Source organism: Bacillus sp. FSL W8-0848, from assembly GCF_038007805.1.
Classification (GTDB): Bacteria; Bacillota; Bacilli; order Bacillales; family Bacillaceae; genus Bacillus; species Bacillus glycinifermentans.
In genome coordinates, this window is record NZ_JBBOYB010000001.1 from 261,523 (window position 1) to 279,679 (window position 18,157).

At 47.2% G+C, this 18,157-nt stretch carries 16 protein-coding genes and 2 pseudogenes; 12 read left to right on the forward strand and 6 right to left on the reverse strand.

Features of this window, described 5'->3' with window-relative positions:
- Positions 1–11: 11 nt before the first annotated feature.
- The gene (locus tag NSQ39_RS01530; RefSeq protein WP_175075306.1) at positions 12–461 is read left to right on the forward strand and encodes a TlpA family protein disulfide reductase; all 450 of its coding nucleotides are present in this window, start codon (positions 12–14) and stop codon (positions 459–461) included.
- Between the two features lie 182 nt (positions 462–643).
- On the opposite strand, the gene NSQ39_RS01535 is transcribed toward NSQ39_RS01530, so the two are convergent.
- Positions 644–1,405 (reverse strand): SurA N-terminal domain-containing protein, encoded by a 762-nt coding sequence (locus NSQ39_RS01535; RefSeq protein ID WP_175075305.1) that lies wholly within the window; start codon positions 1,403–1,405, stop codon positions 644–646.
- Positions 1,406–1,802: 397 nt separating this feature from the next.
- Between NSQ39_RS01535 and NSQ39_RS01540 the strand changes: the two genes are divergently transcribed.
- On the forward strand, positions 1,803–2,681 hold the full coding sequence (locus NSQ39_RS01540) for a Vgb family protein (protein WP_175075304.1): 879 nt from the start codon (positions 1,803–1,805) through the stop codon (positions 2,679–2,681).
- Positions 2,682–2,728: 47 nt separating this feature from the next.
- On the opposite strand, the gene NSQ39_RS01545 is transcribed toward NSQ39_RS01540, so the two are convergent.
- Entirely contained in the window at positions 2,729–3,112 is a 384-nt protein-coding gene (locus NSQ39_RS01545; protein ID WP_175075303.1) for a YndM family protein, read from the reverse strand.
- Positions 3,113–3,201: 89 nt separating this feature from the next.
- Between NSQ39_RS01545 and NSQ39_RS01550 the strand changes: the two are divergent.
- The 6 genes and pseudogenes from NSQ39_RS01550 to NSQ39_RS01575 all read left to right on the forward strand — a co-directional run.
- Positions 3,202–3,481 (forward strand): annotated as a pseudogene (locus NSQ39_RS01550) (hypothetical protein); the annotation flags it as partial.
- Between the two features lie 77 nt (positions 3,482–3,558).
- Positions 3,559–4,290, forward strand: a complete 732-nt coding sequence (locus tag NSQ39_RS01555) for a carbohydrate deacetylase (RefSeq protein ID WP_175075302.1) — start codon at positions 3,559–3,561, stop codon at positions 4,288–4,290.
- A 14-nt stretch (positions 4,291–4,304) separates the two neighbouring features.
- Positions 4,305–5,696 (forward strand): PTS transporter subunit EIIC, encoded by a 1,392-nt coding sequence (locus NSQ39_RS01560; RefSeq protein ID WP_175075301.1) that lies wholly within the window; start codon positions 4,305–4,307, stop codon positions 5,694–5,696.
- Positions 5,697–5,752: 56 nt separating this feature from the next.
- Entirely contained in the window at positions 5,753–5,962 is a 210-nt protein-coding gene (locus tag NSQ39_RS01565) for a hypothetical protein (RefSeq protein WP_175075300.1), read from the forward strand.
- A gap of 180 nt (positions 5,963–6,142) precedes the next feature.
- Positions 6,143–6,916 (forward strand): annotated as a pseudogene (locus NSQ39_RS01570) (MerR family transcriptional regulator).
- A gap of 292 nt (positions 6,917–7,208) precedes the next feature.
- Positions 7,209–8,588: an amino acid permease gene (locus NSQ39_RS01575; RefSeq protein ID WP_175075299.1), complete on the forward strand. Its 1,380-nt coding sequence runs from the start codon at positions 7,209–7,211 to the stop codon at positions 8,586–8,588.
- Positions 8,589–9,008: 420 nt separating this feature from the next.
- Here NSQ39_RS01575 and NSQ39_RS01580 read toward each other — a convergent pair whose 3' ends face one another.
- Positions 9,009–9,404, reverse strand: coding sequence for a ribosomal maturation YjgA family protein (locus NSQ39_RS01580; protein ID WP_175075298.1), 396 nt, complete (start codon positions 9,402–9,404; stop codon positions 9,009–9,011).
- 189 nt (positions 9,405–9,593) lie between these two features.
- On the opposite strand from NSQ39_RS01580, the gene NSQ39_RS01585 reads away from it, so the two are divergent.
- A complete protein-coding gene (locus NSQ39_RS01585) occupies positions 9,594–10,331 on the forward strand; it encodes a vWA domain-containing protein (RefSeq protein ID WP_341014010.1) in 738 nt (245 codons plus the stop codon).
- Positions 10,332–10,399: 68 nt separating this feature from the next.
- Here NSQ39_RS01585 and NSQ39_RS01590 read toward each other — a convergent pair whose 3' ends face one another.
- Positions 10,400–11,836, reverse strand: coding sequence for an alanine/glycine:cation symporter family protein (locus tag NSQ39_RS01590; protein ID WP_341014012.1), 1,437 nt, complete (start codon positions 11,834–11,836; stop codon positions 10,400–10,402).
- A gap of 25 nt (positions 11,837–11,861) precedes the next feature.
- Positions 11,862–12,845, reverse strand: coding sequence for a glutaminase (locus tag NSQ39_RS01595; RefSeq protein ID WP_341014014.1), 984 nt, complete (start codon positions 12,843–12,845; stop codon positions 11,862–11,864).
- Between the two features lie 327 nt (positions 12,846–13,172).
- Here NSQ39_RS01595 and NSQ39_RS01600 point away from each other — a divergent pair, with 327 nt between their 5' ends.
- Positions 13,173–14,504, forward strand: coding sequence for a sensor histidine kinase (locus NSQ39_RS01600; protein ID WP_341014016.1), 1,332 nt, complete (start codon positions 13,173–13,175; stop codon positions 14,502–14,504).
- A 7-nt stretch (positions 14,505–14,511) separates the two neighbouring features.
- Positions 14,512–15,447 (forward strand): DNA-binding domain-containing protein, encoded by a 936-nt coding sequence (locus NSQ39_RS01605; RefSeq protein ID WP_341014018.1) that lies wholly within the window; start codon positions 14,512–14,514, stop codon positions 15,445–15,447.
- Positions 15,448–15,497: 50 nt separating this feature from the next.
- Here NSQ39_RS01605 and NSQ39_RS01610 read toward each other — a convergent pair whose 3' ends face one another.
- Positions 15,498–16,040, reverse strand: coding sequence for a GNAT family N-acetyltransferase (locus NSQ39_RS01610; RefSeq protein ID WP_341014020.1), 543 nt, complete (start codon positions 16,038–16,040; stop codon positions 15,498–15,500).
- A 361-nt stretch (positions 16,041–16,401) separates the two neighbouring features.
- On the opposite strand from NSQ39_RS01610, the gene NSQ39_RS01615 reads away from it, so the two are divergent.
- Positions 16,402–18,153 (forward strand): alkaline phosphatase D family protein, encoded by a 1,752-nt coding sequence (locus NSQ39_RS01615; protein ID WP_175075293.1) that lies wholly within the window; start codon positions 16,402–16,404, stop codon positions 18,151–18,153.
- Positions 18,154–18,157 lie beyond the last annotated feature (4 nt).

Below are 18,157 nucleotides of genomic sequence, written 5' to 3' on the forward strand. Positions count from 1 at the left end.
GGAGGGTTTTTATGAAGAAAAATGAAATTACCGTTCCATTAATTCCAAATGATTTACCATGGATAAATGTAGAGGAGGGAGGAGTTGATCTTAAGAGAAAACAAAAGTACCTGTTTTATTTTTGGTCTGTCAGTTGTATAAACTGTAGGCAACTATCTGGTGATGTACTGAAAGAAACAAATAAATTTAATAATTTGCAGGTAATTGCTGTTCACGTCCCTTATTCAGAAGAAGAAAAATCTATCGAGTTAGTTAAAGAAAAATCTACAGAGAAGGGGTTTTCATTACCGATTGTACTGGATCAGAACTATCATATTGTTCAAGCTTGTCACATTCAAGCAGTACCAAGTTTTTGTTTATTTGGTTCTAATGGAAAGCTTGAGTTTTCATCAATGGGTGATGTCGGGTTTAAAAAATTACTTCGTCAACTAAATGAGAATTCGAATATGGAGAAAAAATAAGTCCTTTTATCTCTCAAATTTGATGTTTTGAATTAGATGTATTTTCTCGATTTATCCTTTTACATGATTACACTTGTTCAGCAGATTAGAACGTTCAGCGAAGCAGATGTCGTTGCTGCGATCGGGTCATTGGAATAGGATGCGAAAAAAAGGCCGCCGGACAAAACCGGCGGTCCTTGTTTTTATATTTTAAGTTCTACGTTCGCATGCTTTTTCAGCTTTTCAACCTGTTGTCCGAGCTTTTCCTGCTGCTTTTGCTTTTCGAGCATTGTTTTGATCTGTGATTTCACGTCTTCGAGCTTCGGCGTTTTTTGTTTGCTTTGTTTTTGCTGTGCAGCGTATTGATCATAGTATGATTTGATTTCTTCGTTCGTTACTTTATCCTGCGGGACTTCTTTCTTGATATATTTTTCAGCTTTGATGTTGTCGGCTATTTCGGATTTGAATTCGGACATGTTTAAGCCGGCTTTTTTTAAAGCGGCATCGAATTGTTTATCGCTTTTATACTGCTTTTTGCTTTCATCAAGCTGTTTGTTAATTTCTTGGGCAGACGCTTTATAGCCCTTTTTGTCGGCTTCTTCAAGAAGGAGGGTTTGTCCGACAAGGCTGTCGAGCGTTTGTTTTTTGATTTGCTTTGCCGCGTCAGCTGTCGTCGGGTCTTGTCCGGTTTGCTGATATTGCATTTGTGCGGTTGATAATAAGCTGTTGTAGTCGCTGCCGGTGATTTTTTTGCCGTTGACGACTGCAACGGTTTTCTTCTCATCCACTTTTTGCTTATCGAGCTTTTTCTGCATCGCCTTCATTTGTTTCTCTTGATCCTGTGCGTTTTGCGTTGTTTTTGCCTGATCATCGGCTTTTGATTTTTGGCTTTCCTCATTTGAACCGCAGGCGGCGAGAGCGAGAGCCATGAATCCGATCATGAGAGACGAAATCAGTTTTTTCATCAACGTGTGTCTCCTTTCTTGAACAAAAAGTCAGATCGCAAAAAAATGATCTAGTGCGCATTCTAAATGATATTCAATAAAAAAGAAACCATTTGGAATCGATTTTCCAATTTGTAATCAAATTGAAAGGAGTTCGTAATGTTTCAGATGAACGTCCGATATGTGATATACTGTAAAAAAATCGGAAGGGTGAAAAAAGCACATGATCTTATAATCCTTTTTAGAAAAATCCGTTACAAGCATATCATCGTATACGTCTATTCGACTTTGCCAAATGTAACGTCCTTTTTCTGAATAGGATTTGTCATGTGCTTCTATAGTAAAGAAGTTCTTCTTGCTGTGCGGCTGCATCGCCTCCTATTCAGAAAAATCAACACATACAGGGGGATTATTAGCCATGCAGTTGAACATAAACGAATATCCGCTGCCTGATCTTGCATCAGGACCATACGGAATCGCAAGAGGCGCGGATGGTGCGCTTTGGTTTACCGAGCAGAAAGGGAACCGGATCGGCAGAATCACTGCAGCCGGACAGATCACTGAATATGACGTTCCGACGCCTGATGCCGGCGTGTCGATCATCGCCGCCGGAAGCAGCGGAGAGCTCTGGTTTACAGAGTATAAAGCCGGGAAAATCGGAAAAATCACGGTTCAGGGTGAACTGACCGAATATCCGCTTCCGGCTGGAACGGCGCCATTCGGAATCACGGAAGGGCCGGACGGTGCCGTATGGTACACGGACATGGCAGGCCATAAAATCGGCAGGGTGTCCCGATCAGGAGAGCTTACGGAGTATGAACTGTCTTCTGGTTCATTCCCTTCATTCCTTGTTGCCGGTCCGGACGGTGCGCTTTGGTTTACGCAAAACCAAAACAACGCCATCGGCCGCATCACGCCGGAGGGCGACATCCGGGAGTTTCAGATTCCGACTGATCAATCCGGACCGGTCGGGATTGCGGCTGGTCCGGACTGCGCCCTGTGGTTTGTTGAAATAAACGGCAATCAAATCGGGAGGATCACTGTTTCGGGGGAGATCTGCGAATACCCGCTTCCTTCCGAAAACGCCCGGCCCCACGCCATCACCTCAGGTGAAGACGGCGCGCTCTGGTTCACGGAGTGGGGCGCCAATCAAATCGGGAGGATCACGGTGAAAGGAGACATCACCGAATATCCCATTCCTGCGGAGCATGCTGAACCGCACGGCATCGCCGCAGCGTGTGGCGGGATCTGGTTTGCCGAAGAATGCGGCCAAATCGGCCGGTTTACGATTCGCTAGACAAAGAACGTCCCTGTAACATGGGACGTTCTTCGTTTTGGACGCCACTAGTCCGTCCGTGTTTCCATTTGACGGTGATTGAAAAAGCCGAGGTTTTTATTCATCATGTAAAAATGGAAAATGTATTCACCGACCGACATGGCGACTGCTGCGAAAAATGCGGCCAGTGCGGAGGGGCCACCCTCCACTCCCATCGTACGTGAAAGCAGCCAGACAACAAGAAATGCGACGCCCAAATCGGCCAGCGTGGCGGTGATGTTGCTCGTTTTCGGCAAAATAAACAAGTCACCAAGCAAGTAGGAGACGGCGCCTAAAACTACCGTAATCAAGAGGGTATGTCCAAAAGTAAAGCCGAAACCGAGACCGAGTACAAGATACAAAATCACAATCGTCATGATGCCTTTAATCGCAAGAGCTTTGACATGTTCCATCCCCATTCACTCCTTCGTATGAGGTTTACTTTAGTTTTTCCTCGTATGAAGGAATCCAAACATGCTACCCGTCTTCTTTTGAAGTTTGAAATACATTCTATATTCCTTGGAAAATTGCACACCCGTTCTTGTTCAAGAAGAGTGTACAGGCTCATAGTACGATCAGCGGGCATTTGCACATCAACGTCGGTGCCCCGGTATTCCTGTCTGAATCACTTACCTATGATGATCAAGGCGAATACGCTCTGGATCATCACGAGAGGGGATAGAGCGAAGTTTATCGTCGAACAGCAATATGTACATAGGAAAAACCTGTTAACTGAACATTGTTCAGCAGCGGGTTTTTTTCTTTGTTTTGCGGCCCGCTAAATCGCTGCAACATGCTAAAAGGCCGGACCCGGCATATTTTGATAAAGACACCAAAACATCGCAAAGGGGACATCACGGTGAAAAAATTAATCATTAATGCTGACGATTTTGGTTATTCAAGAGGCGTCAATTATGGGATTATCGATGCCCACAACCTGGGGATTTTAACTTCGGCGACCTTAATGGCCAATATGCCGGGAGCCGAACATGCAGCCGGGCTTGCCGAAGCGTGTCCGGGTTTGGGAGTCGGCGTACATCTGGTGTTGACATGCGGAAGGCCGATTTTGCCTGGCCATCGGACAATCGTTGATGTGAAGGGGGATTTTCGGCGGCTTTCTTTTTATCAGGGAGCGTTCACTGTCGATTTGGAAGAAGTGTATGCCGAGTGGAAAGCGCAAATCGAAACAGTGTATGAATTAGGCCTTAAGCCGACTCATATGGACAGCCATCATCATATCAACTCCTATGCCGGGATTACGGAAGTGTTTTTAAAATTGGCGAAAGAATACGGGCTGCCTGTCAGAAATAACATGGAGCATGCGGCATTGGAACAGATCAAAACGACGGACCGTTTCGAACCCGTTCTCGAAACCGCTTTACAGGACGAACAAGCCGTCAGCCGGCTTTTCAATGACTGTGAATCGATAGAGGTCATGACGCATCCGGCTTACCTTGATAAAGCGCTTTTGGCGAATTCCTCGTTTACTTATCCGCGGGCCGATGAGCTGGAGTTTTTGATCGACCGAGAGACCGTAGGGCGGGTGAAGTCGCTGCCGGACGTACGCCTGTCAACATTCAGGGATCTATAAGAGGGGGAGAGGAGATGAAACATTTTCTTCAAAAGCTCGGCAAATCGATGCTCATTCCGATAGCTGCCCTTCCGGCTGCGGGACTTCTGCTTCGGCTGTCTGCTGAAGACATGCTCGACATTCCGCTTTTTCAGGCGTCGGGCGTCATCTTGAACAATATGGACATCTTGATAGCGATCGGCATTGCCATGGGGCTTGCCAATACAAAGGATAAGGGCATTCCCGCCTTGACGGGATTTTTGGCGGTTTCCGTCTTGCAGGAAGGGCTCGGCATCCTGAATCAGAACCTTGATATGAGCGTGTTCGGCGGGGTAGTTGCGGGGCTTGTGGCTGCGTTCATCTATAATCGATTTCATCAAACACGGCTGCCAAGCATGTTCGCTTTTTTTGGCGGTGAAAAGTTTCCGATTACAATGATCATTTTGGTGATGATCCCGATCGCGGGTTTGTTCTCCGTCGTATGGCCTTATGCGCAGGCGGGAATCGATGCTTTTAGTCAAATGCTTGTCGGGCTGGGGGCTTTCGGGATATTTGTCTTCGGTTTTTTCAACCGGTTTTTGCTGCCGTTCGGCCTTCATCATGTCATGAATACGTATGTTTATTTTGGCCTCGGACGTTTTGAAACGGCTTCAGGGGAAACGGTGACAGGCGAAATTACGCGGTTTCTGAATGGCGATCCGGCAGCCGGGTATTTTCTCGGCGGATTTTACGTCACGATGATGTTTGGCATTCCGGCGATTGCCTTAGCCATCACACGGGCCGCCAGAACGAAGAAGAAAGAAACGAAGGCGCTGATGTCCTCCGGAGCGGCCACATCGTTGATTACCGGCATTACCGAGCCGATTGAATTTACGTTTTTGTTTACCTCGCCCCTATTGTATTTCCTCCATTCTGTATACACGGGTCTTGCCGGCATGGTGCTGTACTTGCTCGGCATTCGGCACGGTTTCTCGTGGGGAGCGGGAGCAATCGACTATGCGCTGAATCTGAATTTATCTGATCGGGGTCTATTGTTGATTCCGGTCGGCCTCGCATTCTTTGTCCTCTATTACGTCACCTTTTATCTCGTCATTACAAAGCGAAACGTTCCAGTCATCGGCAGGGAACAGGATGCCGAAGCTCCGGCAAAAAGCGGACCGGGTACAAAGCATTCAGGCTATGAAACGATCGCGGCTAATATTCTCCAGCATATCGGAGGAAGAGAAAACGTGATCGCATGCGACAACTGCATGACGCGGCTGAGGATGAAAGTAACCGATACCTCACTTGCTGAAGAAACCAAATTAAAGCAAGCCGGAGCACACGGCGTCATCAAGATCGGAAGGCATGATATCCAGATTGTTATCGGCCCTGGGGCAGCGAATGTGAAGAGGGAATTGGAAAACATCATAGAGCGGGAATCGTAAATTCGTCATCGCTTTAGTGTTATCATAAAAACAGATGAACGAAAGGGTTCGTGTTCTTGCAAGTCATAAAGGCATATACCCGCCTTATCTCATTTTATGAAAAGCTGTCTGGCTCTCAAGCTGAACAGAGGTTTCAATATCGCGAAGCGGGCTTGGAAACCGCTGCAGTTGGCCGCTTTATTATTTTAGCAGCACCGCAAAAGGCCTTAGAGCCTTTCTTTGGAAACAAAAGCAACCTTGATAGTCGATTCTGTAGAGGAGTTTAAGAAATAGTTCGTAGAACGGCGGTTCTGAGATCATTCGCGACATTCGGGAAGTACCGACGGGAAAAACATAACGATGAAGCATCCCGATGGGTCCATCATTCGTGCAATTCTTCAAATAAATAAAACTTGCACCTCCGGTAACGTGAGGCGTTATGATCGTCGATGAGGGGGATGACAAAGATGGAAAAAGATCAATATTATACAATCGGGGTTTTCTCCGAGAAAACCGGCACATCGATCAGGACGCTGCACTAATATGATGAAATCGGGCTGCTCAAGCCTGAGAAGCACCCTAGCTCAGGACACCGCCTTTACACGGATCAGGATGAAATGACGCTGCATAAGATCACGTGTTTTAAATTTTTGGGGTACAGCCTTGAGCAAATTGCGCGGCTCATGAACGATTCCAGCTTTGACGTCAGTCTGATTGAAACATTGCGCAATCAAAAGAAAGAGCTTGAAGGAAAAAAGGAGCATATTGAAACCGTATTGAAAGCAATCAGCCGGATGATCGGTCTTCTGGAGGAAGAAAAAGAAATAGACGGGGCTATTTTCATGAGCCTGATCAACATCATCCAAACAGAGAAAGATCAGCGCGAATGGCTTGAGCGGAATATGCCGGAAGGAGCCGCCGACCGGTTGTTCAACAAACCTGAAGAAGAAATGGCATCATTGGATAAATCCTTTATTCAATTGGCCAAACAAGTCAAAAGACTGGCGGGAAAACCCGTTGACGATCCCGAGGTGCAAGAGATGGCAAATCGGCATATGAAGATGAGCCTTCAGTTTGTCGGCGAGGATGTTCTGGCGGCCTTCGGCAGCGTCGATACAGCTGAAACAGAGGAGTTTGTGAATCAAATTCCTTCGCCTTATACAAAGGAAGAGGAAGAATGGCTGGAACGCGTGCTGGAATATTATATGCTGCATAACGATAAATACCCTTACCGACAGTAAAAAGCGGCTTTCAGCCGCGATATGCTCTTTGTAAAGCGCACGGTGCCTGCCGGGCGCTTTTCGTATTGTGAGAAAGGACATTATTTTACATTGCGGCCTTTTTCATTTACTATAAATACTGTCCATTTTTTAGGGGATTTTGTTTTGTACGAAGCTGATGGAACGGGGTGTATATTGGAATACATAGCATATCCACGCATCATAAAGCTTGAAATGACAACATTTGATACGCAAAACAATCAGAGTTAAGGAAATCTGTATTTTTCCGGCTTTGTATTTGGAGGAAAGGCTTTTGCGAAACTTATTTCAGAAAAAAGATGTAGTACAACTTTTAGCACAACATCAAAAGCGGAAACACAACCCATCTATGGGAGCGTTTGATTTAACATTGATGGGAATCGGCGCCGTTATCGGAACGGGGGTTATGGTGCTGACCGGGATAACGGCGGCACAGGACGCCGGACCGGCTGTTATTTTTTCGTTCATCCTTGCTGCTGTTGCCTGCAGTCTGGCTGCTCTCTGCTATGCCGAAATATCGTCCGCACTCCCTGTATATGGAAGCGCTTATATTTACTCCTATACAACCATGGGAGAAATCGTCGGCCACCTGATGGGCTGGACGCTGCTGTCGGTATATATGGTCACCTCGTCTGCGGTTGCAAGCGGGTGGTCCAGCTATTTTAACAACTTGCTCGAAGGGTTTGGACTGTCCATTCCGAAACAGCTGCTGACCACGCCCGAACACGGCGGAATCATGAATCTTCCCGCTATCTTGATTACCTTCGTCATCACATGGATCTTGTCAAAGGGAACGAAAGAAAGCAAAAAGTTTAACAATGCAATGGTGATCGTAAAAATATTAATCGTCGCGCTCTTTATTATTGCCGGCAGTTTTTACGTGAAGCCTGAAAACTGGCAGCCTTTTATGCCGTTCGGTGCAGAGGGCGTCATTACCGGAGCGGCGGCGGTGTTTTTCGCATATTTGGGGTTTGATGCCATTTCTGCTTCAGCCGAGGATGTAAAAAACCCGCAGCGCAATTTGCCGATCGGCATTATAGGATCTTTAGTGATCTGTACGATGATTTATATCCTCGTCTGTCTGGTGATGACGGGCATGGTTCCGTACAGCCAGCTGAACGTCCCTGAGGCCATGTCTTACGTTTTACAGGTAGTCAATCAAAACGCGGTGGCGGAAATCATTTCGGTCGGTGCGGTAATCGGGCTGATGGCGGTGATTTTTGCGAATACCTTTGCGGCGACGAGAATCTCGTTTGCCATGAGCAGAGACGGGCTGCTGCCGAAAGTTTTTTCAATAGCGGGGAAAAAATCGGGGGCACCGGTATGGAATACATGGATCACCGGGATGTTAACAGCGTTCATCGCCGGGTTTGTCGATTTGAAAAACCTGTCTGATTTAGCCAATATGGGCGCACTGCTCACCTTTTTGATGGTGAGCCTGTCCGTAATCATATTGCGCAAAACCGAAAAAAACCTGCCGCGAGGATTTAAAGTTCCGTTCGTGCCGCTGCTTCCGATTCTTTCGATAGGCTTCTGCCTGTTTCTGATCGCGAATTTGCCGATGAAAACATGGCTCTATTTTTCTGTTTGGCTGCTGGCCGGAACGGCGGTTTATTTCGGTTATTCTTATAAACACAGCACACTTAAACAATAGATTCTCACGGTTTTATTCAAAGCTCGGCGTGCGAACGGGGCTTTCTTTTATGGAATAAGTGAAAATCATGAATTGAAACGCATCAAATGAAGAAGGCTGGATGAAAGTGCGGGGCGGCATTTTTTACTTCGGAGTATTGGGGAAAAGTCCATAGAACAACAGAGATGGGCAAACCGTAAAGCATGCGGCAGACGATTATAGGGAAGAGATAAACGATGTAGTTCCTCCTGCCAAAAAGGATAGAGACACTGGACATGTCGAAAAAACAGGAGGAAATCATCTGCCGGCTGCAGGAAATGACGGCCTACATCACGCTTTACGTATCGAACCCATCCTCTTTTATTATCGGACTTGTCCAGCGGGTTTTAAACAGCAGAAAGTCACAAAATAAAAGTGCGTATATTTTCCTCAAAAACAGCTTTACAGCTGTTTTTTTCGTTTGTGCATCGCGCGGTCGAAAAGGATGCCCGTTCCAATTCCGAGCAAATAGGCCAATAAATCGGTCCATAAAAATCCATAGCCGAGCACAAGCCCGCCCAGTGCGGTGCCTCGAATCCGGTCGATCCACCCGGCATGATACAGCTGGCTGAATTCTATTAAATAGCAGAACACCAGCGCCATGAACGCGATAGTTTTTGTACGCGCCGTCTTACATAAAAAACCGAATCCGAAGAAAATCATCAGGGCCCAAAGAGCGTCGCCTAAACAGGCATTGACAAAGTCCGGAAGCAGCCCTGCTATTTTTCGTGAACCCAATCCCGCCGCCATGGCCGCGATCACGAGCGAGGCCTGTCGTGTACGGTTGCGTTTGATCATGTGCAAAACCCCGTTTCTAATGATTGAGCAATTGTTATTGAAATAAGGGGAAAATTTCTCTGCGTGCATGTAATCTCTATTGATCTATATCTTATCATCATAATCGAAATCTGAAGGGTTTTTCTCAATTGAAACCTGCGATATGTTGGATTCGTAATAGCTTTATACAAACAAAAAGGAGATTTGCAAATGAACTCGATCAGTCTGCAAAAGAAAAGCTTGAACATCGTTTTGGAGAAAAAACAACTAACGAAAGTTACGGCACGGGTCGGCTTGGTTTTGGATATCACGGGATCAATGAGGTCTCTTTATAAAAATGGAAGCGTTCAGAAGACGGTTGAAAGGGTGCTGGCTGTCGCCGATCGGTTTGATGACGACGGGGTGCTTGATGTTTGGGTGTACGACAATGAATTTTCCCGCTTGACGCCGGTTACCGAAAAAGATTTTTCGGGGTATGTAGACCGGGAGATTATCAATAATGATTCGATTCATAAATGCGGAAGAAATGATGAACCGCCGGTCATGAAAGATGTTTTGAAAAAATACATTGCTGAAGAACCGAGTTCAGAACCTGCCTTTGTCATTTTTATCAATGACGGAGGGTGCAAAAAAACGATAAAACCTATTATCCAGGCGTCCTCGGATAAACCGTTATTCTGGCAGTTTGTCGGAATCGGCGGCGGAAATTTTGATTTTCTAAAAAAGCTTGATGCGCTGGAAGGCCGCGTTGTCGACAACGCCAATTTTTTGCATATTCAAGATATAGAACGCATTTCAGATGATGAACTGTATGAGTCGCTTCTCAACGAATTTCCCGTCTGGCTCAAAGAAGCGAAGCAAAAAGGAATTTTAGCAGAAACGGAGCGGGAATCTCAGCCTGATAAGCCGAAAAAGAAGGGGTTTTTCAGCAGGTTGTTCAGAACATAAGTCATCCGTCAAGAAACTCGATGACCCCGCAAATCAATCGAAAAGCCGCCCTTTCAGGCGGCTCCATTTTATCCTGCATGCTCGCTTTTTGCAGCGTGAACGTCTTCGGAATGCTCCCAGCAATCGATGTTGTCATGATGTTCCAATACATCTTTATAAAAGACAGGGTCTTTTCCGGCTTTTCTTTGCTTCACATAGTCGTTCAAAGCAGCAAAGGCGTTTTTCGATAACAGGGAGATCGCAATTAAATTGACGATGACCATCAATCCCATGAACAGGTCGGCCATATCCCAGACGAGCTGTACTTTTGCAACACAGCCGAAGATCACCATTCCGAGCACACCGATTCTATATAGCAATAAGACTGCTTTGCTTTTGTTTAAGAAACCGATGTTGGTCTCTCCGTAGTAATAGTTTCCGATGAGCGCGCAGAAACCGAATAACAGTATTAAAATCGCAAGAAATCCTGACGCCCACGGTCCGACGTGTTCGCTTAGAGCGGCCTGCGTCAGCGGGATTCCGCTCAGTCCCGGCTGCTTATAGGCATCAGAGAACAAAATGATCAGGGCGGTGCTTGTACAAATAATCAATGTGTCCGTTAAGACGCCGAGCGCCTGGATCAGCCCCTGTTTGACGGGGTGGCTTGTCGTGGCCGTTGCGGCGGCATTTGGCGCGCTTCCCATTCCCGCTTCGTTTGAGAAAATTCCGCGTTTGATCCCGTGCATCAGTGCCGCGCCTAATGCTCCCCCCGCTGCCTGCTCAAATCCGAACGCATTTTTCACGATCAGCGCAAAAACTTCCGGCAGCTCCGAAATGTTGGTCAAAATGACGAAAAAAGCGACTCCGATATAGAGAACGGCTAAAAACATGACGATATATTCGGACAGCTTCGCAATCCGCTTCACGCCGCCGAAAATGATCGTGCCGAAAACGGCGATCAAAATGACGCCGAGCGTGAAGCGGTCCGTCCCAAATGCGTTATTGAACGCGACGCTGATCGTATTCGATTGAACGGAGTTGAACACGATCCCGAACGACAGGGTGATTAAAACCGCAAACAGGGCGCCCATCCAGCGTTTTTTCAGCCCTTTTTCCATGTAGTAGGCGGGGCCGCCGCGGAAGCCGTTTACATCTTTCACTTTATAAATTTGGGCCAGCGTGCTTTCGACAAAGCTTGAAGCTGAGCCGATAATGGCGATGATCCACATCCAGAAGATCGCTCCGGGGCCGCCGAGTGCAATCGCGATCGCGATTCCCGTAATATTTCCGGTGCCGACCCGGGCCGCCATGCTGATGCAGAATGCCTGGAAAGGCGATATATCGTTTTTGGAACGGTTTGACGCGCCTTCTTTTAAAACGCGGACCATCTCTTTCAGCATCCGAACCTGCAAAAATTTCAATCTGAACGTAAAATATACTCCTACCGACAGAAGCAGCACGATTAATAGTTTTGACCAAAGAAAATCGTTTATGATTCCAATGACATACTGAAGAGCTTCCTGCATGTTCTCACCTCTTAATTGATTATCTTCAAAAAATACTCAGATCCCACTCCTGTGCCAATTGTTTCAAAAGCATGCCGCCTGTCAGGCTGTTGCCGTATTCGTCAATCGCCGGTCCATAGATGCCGATTCCGCATCCATGCTGAAAGGGCTCATTCCTTTTGAAGCTGGCGGGTACGGCGCACATGATTCCGCCGGATACGCCGCTTTTGGCGGGAACGCCGACAAAGGCCGCGAATTTTCCGGAAGCATTGTACATCCCGCACGTCAGCATTAACGCCTTGGTCAGCCGTGCGACATCCTTTGGAATGATTTGCTCATGGCTGAAAGGGTGGTATCCGTCGTTTGCGAGAATCATGCCGATCATGGCGATGTCCTCTGTGTTTCCTTCCATGGCGCATTGCTTAAGGTACACTTCGAGCGTTTTTTCGACATCGGCTTCCAAAAAGCCGGTTTCCTTCAGGTAATAGGCCAATGCCCTGTTTCGATGGGCGGTCTCCCATTCTGAACGGAACACGTCTTCATTGATGACGGGGCGTTTTCCGATCATTTTCTCAATGACGTCGTAAAGCGATTCGATTTTGTCGAGAGCCGATTCTCCTGGCAGCATTGACGCGATGGTCAGCGCGCCGGCATTGATCATCGGGTTGAACGGCTTTCCCGGTTTATTCATCTCGAGGCGGATGATCGAATTAAATGCATCTCCCGTCGGCTCTGCGTCGACACGGTCCAATACGTAATGAATCCCTCTTGCTAAACAGGCGGCGATAAAACTAATGACCTTTGAGATGCTTTGCAATGTGAAGGGGACATCCCAGTCGCCTGATTTCATCATCGTTTGATCAGCTCCTGTTACGCATATGCCGAGCTGTTTTGAATCGATTTTTCCTAAAGCGGGGATATATTCGGCATTGCGGCCGTCTGCGGAAAAGGGACGGTAATATTCGACCAGATCGTCAAGGCGGGTTTGCCGGAAATGGGCGTTATCACGTTCTTTCACGATTTCTTTCATCGAAATTCCTCCAATCTGAAAAGTCGAGTGCTTTTACGGCGGCTGTCCGTCTTGACGGCCTTCCGTAAGCCGCCGCGGCTGCCGGTTTTGTCAGGGGATAGGGGTTTGAACAAGAGAGAATATCTGGAAATGATAAGCGCTTTCAAATTGTAAGAATATAAATTCAATTTAAATCAGAACCTACACGATCATACAAAAAACGACAAACGCGCGGAAAAAATAAGCCGATGGATGTGAAAATCAAATGGACAGTAGGTACAATAGGAGTTGCGGATTAAGCACATATTCGATGTAAAATAAAACAACGCTGTTTAACGGGGGATCAACATGCTGAGGAGAAATTGGGACGAGGCCATGAAAAAGTTCGGCCGGCTTGCGAAAAAAGACGGCTACATTTTAACGCTGATGCTTTTCACCGTACCGCTTGCAGGCGAGCTGAAGTTTTATCCCTTGAATGAGATGTTCCGGGTCAGCTTCGGCGTTCCGACTTTTTTCTTTTTTTTGCTGCTGATGAGAAATGTGTCGGCCATGTTGCCAGGGTTTTTAACAGGTGCTGCGGTGGTCGTATTCAGGATGCTGCTGGATCTTCTCACTCAAGATCACATCGGTTTGGCGGCGGCCTTTTACAGCCATTTTCCGACTTTTTTCTTTTACTTTACGTACGCATTTCTTTTTTACATGGCCAAGGGCAAACGATTTTTTCAATACCGGCCGCTCTTCATCGGACTGCTCGGCTTCGTCATCGAAATCTTTGCCGACTGTGCAGAGATGTCCGTTCAGTATGTGATGTTTGCCTCAACGGTTACGCCGGAGAAGCTGCGCGATATGATGGCGATCGCGTTTTCCCACAGCTTTATCGTGCTCAGCTTTTTTAATGTCATGAAACTGTACGAGACACAATCGAGGGAAAAACAAGTCCGTGAACAAAATGAGCGCATGCTTATGATCGTCTCTAATTTATATGAGGAAACGATTCATTTGAAAAAAACGTTGAAAAACACGGAGCAAATAACGAGCGAGTCCTACCGGCTTTACCGCCGCTTGCATAACCGGAGCCTTGAAGCTCCATCTGAGCAGGAGCTCAGTCAGAAGCTTTTGAAGCTGGCCGGCGAGATCCATGAGGTCAAAAAGGATAATCAGCGCATTTTTGCCGGGCTTTCCAAATTGATTTCAAACGAAAATTTCAGGGACTATATGAAAGCGGAGGATTTGATCCGCCTTGTGGTTGGAATCAATCGGAAGTATGCCGAATCACTCGGAAAGGACATTGACTTTCAATATTCAATCAAGGGCGAGCATCCGAAATACCGCGTATATCTCGTGCTGTCGATGCTCAACAACGTGATGGCCAACGCTGTCGAAGCGATTCAAGAGAAAGGGGCGGTCCGTCTCCATCTTTCGAATCCGGGAGAAGGCATGGTAGAATTCGGAGTGGAAGACAGCGGCCCCGGCATCCCGGAGAAGATCGGGGACGTCGTGTTTGAGCCGGGATACACCTCTAAGTATGATGAATTCGGCACTCCTTCAACAGGGATCGGCCTTTCCTACGTAAAGGAAACCGTCGAAGAGCTGGGAGGCGAAATTGCGTTCCGCAATCGACCGCTTGGTGTCGCGTTTTCGATCAGGCTTCCTGTGCAACAATTGATCCAGAAAGGGTGAATGCCTTATGCGTTTTTTTATCGTTGACGATGACCGCGCCGTGCGTTCGATTTTAAGACAAATCATTGAAGACGAAGATTTGGGAGAAGCGGCGGGTGAAGCGGAAGACGGCAGTCAATTGGAAGGGCACGTTTTACGTTTAAAGCAAATTGATATTTTATTTGTCGATCTCTTGATGCCCGGCCGCGACGGAATCGAGACGATCCGTCATCTGCAAGGGTCTTTCCCTGGGAAAATCATCATGATCTCCCAGGTGGAAGCAAAGGAAATGGTTGCAGAAGCATATTCTCTCGGGATCGAATATTATATCCATAAACCGATCAACCGGATCGAAATATTAAACGTCATTCAAAAAGTGAAAGAGCGGATCGAATTGGAAAGGTCAATACAGGATATCCAGTCTTCTTTAAGCCGTCTGGGGAACGTAACCGGAGGCGGGAGGAACGTGCTGAAAGAAAAAAGCATTCAAGAGACGGGCGAATTTCTCCTTTCTGAATTGGGCATCGTCGGAGAAAACGGTTCCCAAGACCTGCTCGCCATCCTTCAATATTTATTTGATGATGAGCAAGCATCATTATATGAAAAAAACTTTCCGCCGCTCAAGCAAATTTTCATCAAAGTCGCGGAGCAAAAGCTCGGACCGGGTGCTTCGCCCGTTGACATCAACCGTGAGATCAAAGCGTCTGAACAGCGGATTCGAAGGGCGGTCATCCATTCATTAAACCATTTTGCATCCCTCGGATTGACGGACTTTTCAAACCCGAAGTTTGAAAGCTATGCATCGCGGTTTTTCGACTTCACCGTAATCAGCAAAAAAATGAAAGAGCTGCAAAAGGATGCGGTTCCCGCGCTTTCGTCCACCCGCGTGAACACGAAAAAGTTCATTCAGGTCTTATTTCTGGAAGCGAAGCGGCTGAATGAGAGCGCGGGGAGAAGGATATAGCAACCTGAAAAAAGATTGATCCAAGCGCCGGATCAACCTTTTTTTCATTTTTATATCCGAAACTCTCTTTTCAGCAGGGAGAACATATAAACATCGATGAACACGCCTTTTGCTTTCTCGTATTCCCGTAAAAGTCCTTCCTTTTGAAAGGATAATCGCCCGAGGAGTTTGATGGAGTCTTTGTTTTCCGGTTCGACTTTTGCTTCGATCCGGTTCAGCCCCATGTCCAGGAAGCCGTGGCGAACGAGTGTTTTGACGGCTTCAGCAGCAAAGCCTTTTCCCCAATGGGCTCTCCCCAGGTCATAGCCGATTTCAGCCCGGCTGTTTTCCTCGTCGATCGTGTTGAAGCCGCACGTTCCGATTACTTCATTTGTCTCTTTTACAACGATTGAAAAACGGTTTGCCCTGCCTTCAAGACTCATTCCGTTGATCAATTGAATCATGTCTTCCGCCTGGGCGACGTTTGTGAAAGGCGTGATGTTCATAAATTTCGTCACCAGCGGATCTGACCAGTAATGATAGAGAGTCTCCGCATCTTGCAATTCCATTTTTCTTACTATCAATCTTTCAGTTTCAAGGTTTGCTTGTACCATGGTCTGCCTCCTAAAGTTTGGGTTTGGCTTGTGTTCAGGAAAATGAGAAGACCATTCAGCTATCTGTGCATCGTTCATTCCTTTCTATTCATAACTTTCTTTATTTTACCATGAGATGAGCTGGTTTGTTTTGATTCTTTAAAGAAAATATGAAGAAAAACAGGAGAAAAGTTCTGGCGGAATGATTGGCTTTTTGTCGAATTCGTAGGCGAATGGAATCGATTGTGACAAATTCCGACAAAAACCTGGCAAAGCCGCTTGTTTCTCCGTATTTTCCGTTTTACAAAACTTTACTGACCGTTAACAAACAGCTCCTATAATAGAACCCGATCAATCATTTGAAGAGAGAGGGGTATTCTACATGTCACATGAAGGGCCGCTGGAGGAATGGATAAAAAAGCTGAACGAGGAAAGCTTGAAAGATCATACGTTTGACCGCCGCCGTTTTATTCAGGGCGCCGGAAAAATCGCCGGGCTTTCGCTTGGGCTCGCGATTGCTCAATCGATGGGGACGATGGAAGTCAATGCGGCGCCGAAGTTTTCGGATTATCCTTTCACGCTTGGCGTTGCATCGGGAGATCCGTTGTCAGACAGCGTCGTTTTGTGGACAAGATTGGCGCCGGATCCGCTAAACGGGGGAGGCATGCCGAATGAAGCCGTCACTGTGAAATGGGAGATCGCCAAGGATGAACATTTCCGCCATATCGTCAAACGCGGGAAAGAGAAGGCGACGCCGCACCTCGCCCATTCCGTTCACGCCGAAGTTGACGGATTGAAGCCGAACCAAGTGTATTACTACCGCTTCAAATGCGGCAATCAGCTCAGCCCGGTGGGGAAAACGAAAACCCTTCCTGCACCAGGGGCGGACGTCTCGAAGCTCACCTTTGCTTTCGCATCCTGCCAGCAGTACGAACACGGCTACTATACCGCTTATCAGCACATGGCGAAAGAAAAGCTCGATCTCGTTTTCCATCTCGGTGACTATATTTATGAATACGGTCCGAATGAGTATCTGTCAAAGACCGGAAACGTCAGAACTCACAGCGGTCCGGAGATCACCTCGCTTCTCGATTACCGCAACCGCCATGCCCAATACCGTTCAGATGCGAATCTGAAAGCGGCACACGCCGCCTTCCCGTGGGTCGTCACATGGGATGACCATGAAGTCGAAAACAACTATGCGAATACGATTCCAGAAAAAGGCCAGTCTGTTGAAGCCTTTATCAAACGCAGGGCAGCCGCGTACCAGGCTTATTACGAGCACATGCCGCTCCGCCGCAGATCGCTGCCGAACGGTCCTGACATGCAATTATACCGTCATTTTTCCTATGGCAATTTAGCCGATATCAATGTTCTTGATACCCGCCAGTACCGCGATGATCAGGCAAATGGCGACGGAAACAAGCCGCCTTCAGACGAATCAAACGATCCGAAGCGGACGCTTCTTGGAGCAGAGCAAGAGGCCTGGCTGCTCGGCAATCTCGGCCGGTCTGAAGCGCACTGGAATGTCCTGGCGCAGCAGATTTTCTTTGCACGCTGGAACTTTGGGACGAGTTCGGCCCCGATTTACAGCATGGATTCATGGGACGGCTACCCGGCCCAGCGCGAACGGATCATTGACTTTATCAAAGAGAAAAACATGAACAACATTGTCGTCCTCACCGGCGATGTTCATGCAAGCTGGGCGAACAATCTGCTCGTCGATTTTGACGATCCAAAATCGGCTATCTTTGGCGTCGAGTTCGTCGGCACATCGATTACATCCGGAGGAAACGGCGCCGATAAACGGGCGGATACGGATAAAATTTTATCGAATAATCCTCATATTAAATTTTTCAATGATTACCGCGGCTATGTGCGCTGCACGGTCACCCCTGAGGAGTGGCGGGCGGACTACCGGGTTGTTCCGTATGTGTCAGAGCCGGGCGCCGCGATTTCGACCAGGGCTTCGTATGTTTATCATAAAGACCACACTGGCCTGAAGCGGACAGCCTCCAACATCGTACCGGGAGGCGTAAAAAAATCGAACGAAGTCGAAGAGGACCGCTTTATTGCGCATGCAAGAGCGCACCAAAAACAAATGAAGCAAAAGCAGAAAAAGGTAACCCAGTAATCAG